The sequence below is a fragment of the Enterobacter mori LMG 25706 genome (assembly GCF_000211415.1).
GTDB lineage: Bacteria > Pseudomonadota > Gammaproteobacteria > Enterobacterales > Enterobacteriaceae > Enterobacter > Enterobacter mori.
The window spans coordinates 88,895-101,168 of the sequence record NZ_GL890783.1 but is presented as its reverse complement, the minus strand read 5'-3'; the positions used below and the strand labels follow the sequence as shown (position 1 = coordinate 101,168).

Here is a 12,274-nt window from a genome sequence, read left to right as displayed (position 1 = left end):
CAGACATTACTCACCCGTCCGCCGCTCGTCACCCGGGAGCAAGCTCCCTGTGTTACCGCTCGACTTGCATGTGTTAGGCCTGCCGCCAGCGTTCAATCTGAGCCATGATCAAACTCTTCAATTTAAGTTTGATGCTCGTGAATTAAACTTCGTAATGAATTACGTATGTTCACTCAGAGACTTGGTATTCATTTATTGTCCGAAGACATTAAGAATCCATGTCACTTTGAGTGCCCACACAGATTGTCTGATAAATTGTTAAAGAGCAGTGCCGCTTCGCTTTTCGCAGCGGCGCGGGGTGTGCATATTACGCTTTCCCGCTTCAGAGTCAAGCGTTTATTTTCGCTTTTCTCTGCTGACCCGGCGGCGTGTGTGCCGTTGTTCCGTGTCAGTGGAGGCGCATTATAGGGAGTTCTCAGACGTTGACAACCCCTCTTTTAAAAAAAACGTTTAACCGTCTCTTTTTTGCGCAAAACTGTGTCAGAGCGCCAGTTTTTCGAGCGTTTCAAACCCATAACGGTGTAAAACGGGTAAAAGTTGCTCAGTTTCTTTTGTTATCGCCATACAAAAAGCGATATTCGCGTCAGACGATTTTGCATCCGGCGCTTCATGTTCCAGCAGCCAGGCCGTGCGTCGAGCGATGGCAGCACCAGAATCCACCAGCCGAGTTCCTTCCGGGAGTACCTCTAACAGTTCTTCCTGTAATAGAGGGAAGTGAGTGCAGCCCAGCACAACCGTATCCGGTGGCTCCGGCATCCGCAGCCACGGGCGAAGAATGCGACGCAATTCGTCGAGTGATACCGCCTTTCCGTGCAACTTGGCTTCCGCCATCTCCACCAGTTCTGCCGAACCCAGCATGGCGATCTGGCACTCATTGGCGAAGCGGTCAATGAGTTCGCGCGTATAAGGGCGTTTTACCGTGCCACGTGTGGCCAGTAAACCGACGATACCATTCGCCGTCAGACGCGCAGCGGGTTTAATTGCAGGCACAACACCCACAACCGGGAACGGGAATTTTTCACGCAGGGCAGGAAGGGATACCGTGCTCGCCGTATTGCAGGCAATAACCGCCAGCGCCAGGGGATAGCGCTGTTGAACCGCAGTGACGATTTCAACCACACGCTCAACAATAAAGTCTTCACTCTTTTCCCCATACGGGAACGCGACGTTATCAAAGGCGTAGATATAATGGAGATCCGGCAGCAGATGCCGAATCTCATCATAGACCGAAAGCCCACCGACGCCGGAATCAAACACCAGCACGGTGGGACGCGGATTAGAAGGTGTAGCTGCCAGACAAGGTGTATTCCCGTCCTGCAGTTTGATAGCCATAAACTGTCTCGTAATCTTTATCGAACAGGTTGGCTATTTTACCACGAACTGTGAGGTGAGAGGTGACAGGATATGAAACTGCGGCATCCCACAGGCTTACACCGCCCATTTTAACCTTTTGATACGGATAGGTTCCGAAGTTGGTGTCGTAACGCGTCCCCAGGTAATGGTAAGTCAGGCTCCAGTCGAGATCATAGATCTGGGTATCGAGCTGGTACTTCACCTGCTGCTTAGCACGACGATCAAGAAGTTCGTTGGTCGTCGCATTACGCGCATCAACATAGTCATATCCGACGGTATGCATCACCGGGCCAGTGTCAAATGACGCCGTGGCTTCTACACCTTTAATGCGTGCTTTGCCGACGTTGTAATATTCTTGGAGGTTGTTATTGAAGTCGATAAGATTATCGACATCGTTTCGGTAAGCTGAAACACGCCAGCTCACACCTGCCGTAAGCCCCTCGAATGCACCTTCCCACTGCTTGCTTTCTTCTGGATCAAGATGGTCGTTGCCATAATAGCCGTAAAGCTGCCCTAAATTAGGCGCTTTATATGCCGTGCCGTAAGAGGCGATAAACCGATAACCCTCAATGAATTCCCAGGCGGCACTGCTCTGCCAGGTACCATGGCGACCAAACTGAGAGTTATCGTCGCTACGGACTGCTCCTTCGAGGGTAAAGTCGCCTAATTTTTGCAACCCGGTCAGATAGACGCCCGTATTACGCAAGTCGTAGCCATTCGTGACATAGTTTGTGTTGGGCTCAGTGCTCTGTTTCTGCCAGTCGACACCCGCGCCAATGTTGCCGTGTCCGACGTCAACGGAGTTGGTCCACTGAACGTTGTACTGTTTGATTTCATCCAGCGTCGCCGTGGAGTCATAACGCCCCAGATGCGGATCGTAGTTAAAGTCTTTGCTGTGGCTGTAGCTGGAGAGCAACTGTGAATGGAAGATATCCTCGTTAAAGCGCAACCCGGCATCCCATGTCTGACTATACAACTGGCGGGTATCAACCAACACATCAGGTGTAAATGCGCTGTAATAGCCGTCATAAGCGGTACGGTTGCTGTAGCCATAACCTCGCACAAAGCCACTCCACTGCTCAGAGAATGTATGTTCCAGCGCGCCGTATAGCGTTTTATTCATATAACCGTCGCGATCGGTCTGAGCAAGACCACCGTTGTTGCCGTCCGCGACCACATCAAAACCTTTGGTATAAGTGTAATCACCCGCCAGCGTCACGCGCGTGCTATCGCCTAATGTTTGCTGCGTGCTGCCACCATAATTTTGGTAACCGTGCGAACCGACTCCCGCGTTCAGCGTTGTACCGTCTTTTGCTCGCGTGGTGATAATGTTCACCACGCCGCCAATCGCGTCTGAGCCATACACAGCAGAACGTGGTCCACGAATGTATTCGATTCGCTGTACCAGGGCGATCGGGAACTGGCTGAGATCTGACGATCCCGTGACACCCGCCTGGTTAAGGCGAATACCATCGACGAGAATCAGTACGTGACTGGAGTTGGTGCCACGTATAAAGAGAGAAGAGAGTTGCCCCATCCCGCCATTTTGCGCCGTATCCACGCCGGGCAAGCGGCGCATGACATCGATAACGGTCGTGGATTGCCAGCGATCAATATCTTCACGCGTTACAACCGAGGTTGCAGCCAGAACAGATTTTTCAGGTTGTTCAAAACGATTTGCCGTCACCACCAACGAGTCGGCACTGTCCTGCGCCCAGCCCGAAAATGCCGTGACGGACAACGCCGTCAACAGCGATACTTTTTTAATCATTGTTAAAGCATCCACAATATAAGAAGGATGCCGCAGGCCTCATCTATAGCACGCGATGATGAAACCAAATGCGACGTGATCCCGGCAGGTCTTCGGGCTAGGTGGCGTTATACGGATGAAGACTTCCCATTTTCACAGTGTCTACAACTCTCATCCCGCCAGTCTTTACCGCTGCGCGTCAGCTCCAGATTTTCACTGGATTCCCTTTTCACTCTCAGGAGACCGGAAACAGAATGCTACAATTAGACACGTATAGATGTCCAGATAGCTATTGGCCATTAAATCTGGACATCCCCTGAACAATGCCTACAATCCCCGCGTAATTCTTTATCACTCAGGACGCATCATGACCCCAGAACACCTCCCGACAGAACAGTACGACGCGCAACTGGCAGAGAAAGTCGTCCGCCTGCAAAGTATGATGACGCCTTTCAACGCGCCCGTTCCCGAGGTGTTCCGCTCTCCTGTCAGCCACTACCGCATGCGTGCCGAGTTCCGCATCTGGCACGACGGTGACGATCTGTACCACATCATTTTCGATCAGCAGACGAAGTCCCGTATTCGCGTGGACAGCTTTCCGGCGGCGAGCGAGCTCATTAACCAGTTAATGAAGCTGATAATGGACGGCGTGCGCAACAACCCTGTGCTGCGCAACAAGCTGTTCCAGATTGACTACCTGACCACGCAAAGCAATCAGGCGATCGTCTCTCTGCTGTATCACAAAGCCTTGAACGACGAGTGGCGCGAGCAGGCAGAAGCGCTGCGCGATGCGCTGCGCGCGCAGAACATCAACGTTCACCTGATTGGCCGCGCGACCAAGACTAAAATCATGCTCGACCAGGACTACATCGACGAGCGCCTGCCGGTAGCGGGTAAAGAGATGGTGTATCGTCAGGTCGAGAACAGCTTCACCCAGCCGAACGCCGCAATGAACGTGCAGATGCTGGAATGGGCGCTGAAAGCGACGGAAGGGTCTAAGGGCGATCTGCTGGAACTGTACTGCGGTAACGGCAACTTCTCGCTGGCGCTGGCGCGTAACTTCGATCGCGTGCTGGCAACGGAAATCGCCAAGCCGTCGGTTGCCGCCGCGCAGTACAACATTGCCGCTAACCATATCGACAACGTGCAGATCATTCGTATGGCGGCAGAAGAGTTCACGCTGGCGATGAACGGCGTACGCCAGTTTAACCGCCTGGAAGGGATCGATCTGAAGAGCTACCAGTGTGAGACGATTTTTGTCGACCCGCCGCGCAGTGGCCTGGACAGCGAAACCGAAAAGATGGTGCAGGCGTACCCGCGCATTTTGTACATCTCCTGTAACCCGGAGACGCTGTGCAAGAACCTCGAAACATTGAGCCAGACGCACAAGGTTGAACGTCTGGCGCTGTTCGATCAGTTCCCGTATACGCACCATATGGAGTGCGGTGTTTTACTTACCGCACGGTGATCTGTAGGCCGGATAAGCGTAGCGCCATCCGGCGTTTTTGGCAGGTGGCGCTTCGCTTACCTGCCCTACACATAATTCATTACTCTGGTAACTGGCTCTTGCGGCTACGCATGCGCGGACCAATCCAGAACACCAGCGCCACAGACAGTACCGCCGGCAGGAAGTTAGAGCCGATATCCGGATACTCCGCGCGCACCACGGTGCTATACAGCAAGACGCCCAGAATAAAGCAGGCAGCGGCCAGCCCCGGTAACCCCACCGGCATGGTGCGGTTCAGGTAACGTTGATGCAGGCAGTAAACCGTCAGCACCAGCGCAATAAGCGGGAAAATCGAAAACGGCACGATTGAGCTAAAAATAGCGGCAAACGTACCATTAATGGATAAGCCAGCGATCAATGCCAGCAACAGCGTCCCTTTATCCTGACCTGACTGTTTCATTACTCACCTTCACTCTTCGGTTTGATGTGCCAACTTCTCTTGTTCACGGCGATACCGGTAGTACGCACCTTTCGAAATCATGCGCAGCTGCAATACCAGTCGCTCTTCGAGCTGCTTGCGTTGTTCAATGCTGACATCCAGCGCTTCGGCACCTGCGCTGAAAACAATCGTCACCATGGCTTCGGCCTGTGCTTCAGTAAACGCACGCGGCATATGGTTTTCGAGTTCCAGATAGTCGGCAAGTTCCGCGATGAAGTGCTGAATTTCACGCGCGGCGGCGGCACGAAACGCCGCCGATGTGCCCGAACGCTCGCGCAGAAGCAGACGAAACGCGTTGGGGTTATTGCCGATAAATTCCATAAAGGTCGACACGGAGGTGCGGATCACGCTGCCCCCTTTAGCGATACGCTGACGCGCCTGGCGCATCAGCTGTCTCAGCATCAGCCCGCTCTCATCGACCATGGTAAGGCCCAGTTCATCCACATCACGGAAGTGACGATAGAAGGACGTTGGCGCAATCCCGGCCTCGCGTGCGACTTCGCGCAGACTCAAACTGGCAAAACTCCGCTCAGCACTCAGTTGACTGAATGCGGCTTCCACCAGCGAACGCCGGGTTTTCTCTTTTTGTTGTGCTCTTACGCCCATCACGATAGTTGAATCCTTCCAAAGGCCTGATGGCACTATACCAGAGAATAAAATTAATCTGTTTGCCTGGCTTTGTGAATGATTGTTTACGTGCGGTTTGTGCTCCACTGCCGGAAAAAAGCACAACGATAATTGGGTTACTCTGGCAATGATGTTATGATTCTGTTGCTTTTATGTATAAGAACAGGTAAGCCTTGCCATGCCACATTCCTACGATTACGACGCAATAGTTATTGGTTCCGGCCCCGGCGGCGAAGGCGCTGCTATGGGTCTGGTGAAACAGGGAGCCAGAGTAGCGGTCATTGAGCGCTACCATAATGTCGGCGGCGGTTGCACCCACTGGGGCACCATCCCTTCGAAAGCCCTCCGCCACGCCGTTAGCCGCATTATTGAATTTAACCAGAACCCTCTCTACAGCGACCACTCCCGACTTCTTCGTTCCTCCTTTGCCGACATCCTGAATCACGCGGATACCGTCATTAACCAGCAGACGCGCATGCGTCAGGGGTTTTATGAGCGTAACCACTGTGAGATTTTGCAGGGCAACGCGCATTTTGTGGATGAACATACCCTGGCGCTCGAATGCCACGACGGTTCGGGTGAAACCCTCACCGCCGAAAAATTTGTTATCGCCTGCGGTTCACGTCCATACCATCCGGCAGACGTGGACTTCTCGCACCCACGCGTTTACGACAGCGACTCCATTCTCAGCCTGCAGCACGAACCACGCCATGTGATTATCTATGGCGCGGGCGTGATTGGCTGTGAATATGCGTCGATATTCCGCGGAATGGAGGTCAAAGTTGATCTCATCAACACCCGCGACCGCCTGCTGGCATTCCTCGACCAGGAGATGTCAGACTCCCTCTCCTATCACTTCTGGAACAGCGGCGTAGTCATTCGCCACAACGAAGAGTACGAGAAGATCGAAGGCTGCGACGACGGGGTGATCATGCACCTGAAGTCCGGCAAAAAGCTGAAAGCCGACTGCCTGCTGTATGCCAACGGCCGTACCGGCAACACCGATTCGCTGCAGCTGGAAAATATCGGGCTTGAAACCGACAGCCGCGGTCAGCTGAAGGTCAACAGCATGTACCAGACCGCACTACCGCACGTTTACGCGGTCGGCGACGTGATTGGTTACCCGAGCCTGGCCTCCGCCGCTTACGACCAGGGGCGCATTGCGGCTCAGGCGCTGGTAAAAGGCGAAGCGACGGCGCACCTGATCGAAGATATCCCAACGGGGATCTACGCTATTCCTGAAATCAGTTCAGTCGGTAAAACCGAGCAGCAGCTGACGGCAATGAAGGTGCCTTACGAGGTGGGACGTGCCCAGTTTAAACATCTGGCGCGGGCGCAAATCGTGGGGATGAGCGTAGGTACGCTGAAGATCCTGTTCCATCGCGAAACGAAAGAGATCCTGGGTATTCACTGCTTCGGTGAACGCGCGGCGGAAATCATTCATATCGGCCAGGCAATAATGGAGCAGAAAGGTGGTGGTAACACCATCGAGTACTTCGTTAACACCACCTTTAACTACCCGACAATGGCGGAAGCCTACCGGGTAGCTGCGCTGAACGGCTTAAACCGCCTGTTTTAACGCGTTGTCAAAATGGCCATCCATCGAACCGGGGATGGCCTCTGCCAGCTGCTCATAGCGGCTGCGCAGCGGTGAACCCGGACGATAAACGAGGCCAATAGTGCGACGCGGCTCCGGCTTGATGCACGGCAGATAGACTACGCCATCACGCTTACGCTCGCGCGGCACGGCCAGCGCAGGCAGCAGCGTAATTCCGCTTCCCGCCGCGACCATATTACGCAGCGTTTCCAGGCTGGTTGCGCGGAAATGGGTATCCTCATCCGCACCCGCTTCGAAGCAGAAGCCCATCGCCTGATCGCGCAGGCAGTGGCCATCTTCCAGCATCAGCAGCTTTTCACCGGCCAGATCGGCCATCGGCACGCGATCGCGGTTCGCCCACGGGTGATCTTCATAGATCGCCAGCATCATCGGCTCATCGAACAGCGGCACTTCAATAAAGGCTTCGCTCTCTTTCACCAGCGCCAGAATGGCGCAGTCGAGCTTGCCGCTATCTAACTGCGCCAGCAGCTGATGCGTTTGCGCTTCATGCAGGTACATTTCGAGTTTCGGGAACGTCTGGTGCAGCATCGGGATGATATGCGGCAACAGGTACGGGCCAACGGTTGGGATCAGGCCGATATGCGGCGGGCCGGACATCGCCTCCCCCTGCTGGCTTGCCATTTCCTTGAGCACTTTGACCTCGCGCAGCACGGTGCGCGCCTGATCCACCAGCAGCAGACCTGCCTGTGTGAACAGAACCTTACGACTGGTGCGCTCCAGCAGCATCACGCCCAGCTCGTCTTCCAGCTTGCGGATCTGACCGCTCAGCGTGGGCTGGCTGACGTGGCAGGAATCTGCCGCGCGGCGAAAGTGGCGATGCTCGGCTAACGCTACCAGGTATTCAAGATCACGAATATTCATTATTCATCCTCCGTCGCCACGATAGTTCATGGCGATAGATAGCATAGCAACGAACGATTATCCCTATCAAGCATTCTGTTGAATAATACACCACATAGACGAGGCGGCACGTGTTTGACCCTTGACGTCCCCGCACCGTCAGCGAGTTTCTCTCAAAACTCGAACAACTAAAGCCAACGTGAACTTTTGCGGACCCCGTGGTCCGCTTTTTTTTGCGTAAAAAAGCCTGGCACTAAGCCAGGCTACATTTACCCTCACCCTAGCCCTCTCCCTAAGGGAGAGGGAACCGATCGAGCCCCTCTCCTCGTGGGAGAGGGGTTGGGGTGAGGGCATCACACCGCACAAATCAAACCAACCGGCTCTTCGCATCCGCAATCGCCTGCGCCACCTGCTTCGGCGACACGCCGCCTTTCGCCGCACGCTTATCCAGACAAGACTGCAGGGCCAGAATCGGATACACATCGTCTCCAATCACCGCGCTGAATTTCTGCAGCTCGGCCAGCGTCAGATCTTCCAGCGGCTTGCCCTGACGAATCGCCTCGACTACCGCTTCACCGACAATATGGTGCGCCTCGCGGAACGGTACACCCTTCGCCACCAGGTAGTCCGCCAGCTCGGTGGAGTTTGCATAGCCCTGCTGCGCCGCTTCCTGGCAGCGCGGACGTTTCACCTGAATGCCGTCCAGCACCAGCGCGCCCATATGCAGGCAGTCCAGCCAGGTGTCGAGCGCGTCGAACAGCCCTTCTTTATCTTCCTGCATATCTTTGTTGTACGCCAGCGGCAGCCCTTTCAGGGTCATCATCATGCCGGTCAGCGCACCCTGCACGCGGCCACACTTGCCGCGGATCAGCTCCAGCGCGTCCGGGTTTTTCTTCTGCGGCATCAGGGATGAGCCTGAGGTCACGCGGTCGGACAGCTCGACGAAGCCCGCTTCGCCAGAGTTAAAGAAGATCAGGTCTTCGGCAAAGCGCGACAGGTGCACCATCCCGATAGAGGCATTGGAGAGCAGCTCCAGCACGTGGTCGCGGTCAGAAACGCTGTCCAGGCTGTTACGGGTGGCGGAGGCAAAGCCCAGCCAGCCTGCCAGCTGTTCACGGTCAATTTCATACGCCGCACCGGCCAGCGCGCCGCTGCCCAGCGGGCTGACGTCCAGGCGCTTCAGGGTATCCTGCAGACGGCTTTCGTCACGCGCCAGCATCTCAACGTAGGCCAGACACCAGTGCGCAAAGGTCACCGGCTGGGCGCGCTGCAGGTGGGTATAACCCGGCATCACCGCGTCCTGGTTGTTCTGCGCGGTCTCCACCAGCGCACTCTGCAGCTGACGGTTGGCCGCCAGCAGTTCGCCAACGGTATCTTTACACCACAGCTTCAGGTCGGTGGCGACCTGATCGTTACGGCTGCGCCCGGTGTGCAGCTTTTTACCCAGTTGGCCGACTTTGTCGATCAGTTTGCCTTCCACCCAGCTGTGAATATCTTCAGCATCGCTTTCGAGGATCTGCTGCGGGTTAAGACGCACCTCTTCCAGCAGATTGTTCAGCGCGTCTTCCAGCTGTAGTTGTTCGTCTGCGGTCAGTACGCCCACCGTCACCAGCGCTTTGGACCAGGCCACAGAGCCGACAATATCCTGTTCGGCCAGGCGGTAGTCGAAGCGCAAAGAGTCGTTGAACTGTTTGAACCGCTGATCCGCTGCCTGTGTAAAACGCCCACCCCAAAGTGCCATAACATGATTCCTTTATTCGTTAGTTCTGCCGGGTGGCGCTTCGCTTACCCGGCCTACGGTCATTCAATAAAAACTTAGGCTAAAATACGCGTGCCAATCGGCGTGCCGTTAAACAGCGCCGGGAGCTGCTCCGCGTGACGCCAGGAGGCGATATCCACAGGGCGGCCCAGCGTACGCGCCGCATCCAGCGCGGCGTTCACTTTAACGATCATGCCGTCGGTAATAATGCCCTGTTCGATCAGCTGCTCAGCTTTGGCGGCGGTCATTTCCGCAATGCGCTGGCCTTTACCGTCCAGAATGCCGCTCACGTCGGAGAGCAGGATCAGGTCCGCACCCAGCGTTGCCGCCAGTGCCGTCGCCGCCTGGTCAGCGTTGACGTTCATCAGCTCGCCCTCTTCGGTCACACCGATAGAGCTCACCACCGGCAGGAACCCCCCTTCCAGCAGCGTATTAATCAGCTTAGGCGAACCCGGCTGTGCCAGTCCAACGTGGCCGAGCTCTTCGTCGAGCTGGGTCACTTTTACGCTGTCGCCATCGCCCAGATAGAGGCCAACGGAGGCAATGTGGTGTTTCTTCGCCCACGCCAGCAGCGTTTTGTTCGCCGTACCCGCCAGCGCACCGGTAATGATGTCGATCTGGTCAGCAGGCGTGACGCGCAGGCCGTTCTTCTTTACCACCGGCAGGTTGAGCCCTTTCATCAGCTCGTCCACCACGCAACCGCCGCCGTGCACAATCACCAGCGGACGTTGGTGTGATTCACGATAGTTCACCAGCGCGGTAAACAGACGCTCCAGTGCTTCTTCGCTGTCCAGCAGTACACCACCGAGTTTGATAATTAATGGATTCATCATCACACCTTAAATAAGAGCCTGCGTTTCCGGGAAACCGAAACGAATATTTGCACACTGCATTGCCTGTGCGGCAGCGCCTTTGAGTAAGTTATCTTCTGCGGCGACCACAATTATATGCTCGCCCTGCACGGCAAAGCCGATGTCGCAGAACGGCAGGCCGACCACATTTTTCAGCGCCGGCACGCCTTTGTCGTACAGACGTACCAGCGGTTTATCCGCGTACGCCTGCATGAAGGCCTCGCTCACCTGCTCTTTGGTCACGCCAGGCTTCAGGCGGCAGGTAATGGTTTCGAGGATCCCTCGCGGGAAGCTGCCCAGGTGCGGGGTGAAAATCACCTCGGCGCCCAGATGCGTCGTGATTTCAGGGTGATGACGGTGATTAAACACGCCATACGGCTGAAGGCTCACTTCGCAGAAGCTGTTGGAGATAGCGGCCTTGCGCCCTGCTCCGCTCACGCCGCTGGTAGCGTTGATCACCGGCCACTGGTTGAGATCCAGCAGGCCCGCGTCGATCAGCGGCTTCAGGGAAAGCTGCGCCGCCGTCGGGTAACAGCCCGGCACGGCAATCAGGTTCGCTTCTTTCAGCTTGTCTGTGCTCCACTCCGCCAGGCCGTACACCGCTTTTTCAAGCAGATCCGGGTGCTGATGGGTGAAACCGTAATATTTTTCGTAAAACGCGCCGTCGTTAACGCGGAACGCGCCGGAGAGGTCGAAGACTACGCAGCCAGCCGCCAGAAACTGCGGCGCCAGGTCGTGACTGACCTCGTGCGCGGTGGCTAAAAACACCACGTCGACGCCGTCGGTAAACTCGCTGATGTCAGACATTGGCAGCAGCGGCAGATCGACAATGCCCCTAAGCTGCGGATGCAAATCGGAAATTAACTTTCCTGCATCATTGCTTTGCGCTGACACGGTCAAAGCGGTTATGGTCATATGTGGATGGCGATTCACGTAGCTTACAAGCTCTGCGCCCGCATAACCGCTAGCGCCTACAATCAGCGTATTCAACATCGGGTTCCTTTATGCTCAACGTTAATGTATTTTTATTCACATTTATTGCATGAATATTGATACTATCACGACCTAAGGTGTGTCAACAATGAAAATGAACTTACCGCCATTTATCGAGATCTACCGCGCCCTGATTGCCACTCCGTCCATCAGCGCAACGGAAGAAGCGCTGGATCAGAGCAATGAGTCTTTAATCAATCTGCTGGCGGGTTGGTTTAGCGATCTTGGGTTTAACGTTGAGGTTCAGCCCGTCCCCGGAACACGCCACAAATTCAACCTGCTCGCCAGCACCGGTACTGGTGCGGGCGGCCTGCTGCTGGCCGGTCATACCGACACCGTACCGTTTGACGATGGCCGCTGGACGCGCGACCCGTTCACCCTGACCGAGCACGACAACAAGCTCTACGGCCTGGGCACCGCCGACATGAAAGGCTTCTTCGCCTTTATCCTCGACGCGCTGCGTGACGTGGACGTGACGAAGCTGAAAAAACCGCTCTACATTCTGGCGACCGCCGATGAAGAGACCAGTATGGCGGG

General features: G+C 55.5%; 10 protein-coding genes, 1 rRNA gene, 1 pseudogene and 1 riboswitch. Of the genes and pseudogenes, 3 read left to right on the top strand and 9 right to left on the bottom strand.

Features of this window, described 5'->3' with window-relative positions; all coding sequences use genetic code 11:
- From ENTMO_RS0123560 to btuB, 3 genes are all read right to left on the bottom strand, one after another.
- Positions 1 to 124, bottom strand: a 16S ribosomal RNA gene (locus ENTMO_RS0123560); the annotation flags it as partial.
- Positions 125 to 480: 356 nt separating this feature from the next.
- A complete protein-coding gene (murI, locus tag ENTMO_RS0123555; protein ID WP_010437013.1) occupies positions 481 to 1,332 on the bottom strand; it encodes a glutamate racemase in 852 nt (283 codons plus the stop codon).
- Complete coding sequence (btuB, locus tag ENTMO_RS0123550; protein WP_010437005.1) at positions 1,277 to 3,124, bottom strand: TonB-dependent vitamin B12 receptor BtuB; 1,848 nt, start codon at positions 3,122 to 3,124, stop codon at positions 1,277 to 1,279. Before btuB ends, murI begins: the two co-directional genes overlap by 56 nt.
- A 66-nt stretch (positions 3,125 to 3,190) precedes the next feature.
- Positions 3,191 to 3,366, bottom strand: a riboswitch (cobalamin riboswitch).
- Between the two features lie 104 nt (positions 3,367 to 3,470).
- On the opposite strand from btuB, the gene trmA reads away from it, so the two are divergent.
- The gene (trmA, locus tag ENTMO_RS0123545) at positions 3,471 to 4,571 is read left to right on the top strand and encodes a tRNA (uridine(54)-C5)-methyltransferase TrmA (protein ID WP_010437003.1); all 1,101 of its coding nucleotides are present in this window, start codon (positions 3,471 to 3,473) and stop codon (positions 4,569 to 4,571) included.
- A 79-nt stretch (positions 4,572 to 4,650) separates the two neighbouring features.
- On the opposite strand, the gene ENTMO_RS0123540 is transcribed toward trmA, so the two are convergent.
- Positions 4,651 to 5,010 (bottom strand): YijD family membrane protein, encoded by a 360-nt coding sequence (locus ENTMO_RS0123540; RefSeq protein WP_010437000.1) that lies wholly within the window; start codon positions 5,008 to 5,010, stop codon positions 4,651 to 4,653.
- A gap of 9 nt (positions 5,011 to 5,019) precedes the next feature.
- On the bottom strand, positions 5,020 to 5,658 hold the full coding sequence (gene fabR / locus ENTMO_RS0123535; protein WP_010436997.1) for an HTH-type transcriptional repressor FabR: 639 nt from the start codon (positions 5,656 to 5,658) through the stop codon (positions 5,020 to 5,022).
- Between the two features lie 196 nt (positions 5,659 to 5,854).
- On the opposite strand from fabR, the gene sthA reads away from it, so the two are divergent.
- Positions 5,855 to 7,255, top strand: coding sequence for a Si-specific NAD(P)(+) transhydrogenase (sthA, locus tag ENTMO_RS0123530; protein ID WP_010436994.1), 1,401 nt, complete (start codon positions 5,855 to 5,857; stop codon positions 7,253 to 7,255).
- On the opposite strand, the gene oxyR is transcribed toward sthA, so the two are convergent.
- The 4 genes from oxyR to argC form a co-directional block, all read right to left on the bottom strand.
- Positions 7,238 to 8,155 carry a DNA-binding transcriptional regulator OxyR gene (gene oxyR, locus ENTMO_RS0123525; protein ID WP_010436992.1) on the bottom strand — a complete coding sequence of 306 codons (918 nt, stop codon included), beginning with the start codon at positions 8,153 to 8,155 and terminating at the stop codon, positions 7,238 to 7,240. The two genes, sthA and oxyR, sit on opposite strands and share 18 nt — an antisense overlap.
- Before the next feature lie 346 nt (positions 8,156 to 8,501).
- Positions 8,502 to 9,875, bottom strand: a complete 1,374-nt coding sequence (argH, locus tag ENTMO_RS0123520) for an argininosuccinate lyase (protein ID WP_010436988.1) — start codon at positions 9,873 to 9,875, stop codon at positions 8,502 to 8,504.
- 74 nt (positions 9,876 to 9,949) lie between these two features.
- Positions 9,950 to 10,726, bottom strand: a complete 777-nt coding sequence (argB, locus tag ENTMO_RS0123515) for an acetylglutamate kinase (protein ID WP_157133737.1) — start codon at positions 10,724 to 10,726, stop codon at positions 9,950 to 9,952.
- 6 nt (positions 10,727 to 10,732) lie between these two features.
- Complete coding sequence (gene argC, locus ENTMO_RS0123510) at positions 10,733 to 11,737, bottom strand: N-acetyl-gamma-glutamyl-phosphate reductase (protein WP_010436986.1); 1,005 nt, start codon at positions 11,735 to 11,737, stop codon at positions 10,733 to 10,735.
- 88 nt (positions 11,738 to 11,825) lie between these two features.
- Between argC and ENTMO_RS26800 the strand changes: the two are divergent.
- Positions 11,826 to 12,274, top strand: a pseudogene (locus ENTMO_RS26800) (M20/M25/M40 family metallo-hydrolase); the annotation flags it as partial.

Coding starts and splice junctions, on each gene's coding strand:
- murI (WP_010437013.1), bottom strand. CDS start 1,332: ATGGCTATCAAACTGCAGGACGGGAATACACCTTGTCTGGCAGCTACA.
- btuB (WP_010437005.1), bottom strand. CDS start 3,124: ATGATTAAAAAAGTATCGCTGTTGACGGCGTTGTCCGTCACGGCATTT.
- trmA (WP_010437003.1), top strand. CDS start 3,471: ATGACCCCAGAACACCTCCCGACAGAACAGTACGACGCGCAACTGGCA.
- ENTMO_RS0123540 (WP_010437000.1), bottom strand. CDS start 5,010: ATGAAACAGTCAGGTCAGGATAAAGGGACGCTGTTGCTGGCATTGATC.
- sthA (WP_010436994.1), top strand. CDS start 5,855: ATGCCACATTCCTACGATTACGACGCAATAGTTATTGGTTCCGGCCCC.
- oxyR (WP_010436992.1), bottom strand. CDS start 8,155: ATGAATATTCGTGATCTTGAATACCTGGTAGCGTTAGCCGAGCATCGC.
- argH (WP_010436988.1), bottom strand. CDS start 9,875: ATGGCACTTTGGGGTGGGCGTTTTACACAGGCAGCGGATCAGCGGTTC.
- argB (WP_157133737.1), bottom strand. CDS start 10,726: ATGATGAATCCATTAATTATCAAACTCGGTGGTGTACTGCTGGACAGC.
- argC (WP_010436986.1), bottom strand. CDS start 11,737: ATGTTGAATACGCTGATTGTAGGCGCTAGCGGTTATGCGGGCGCAGAG.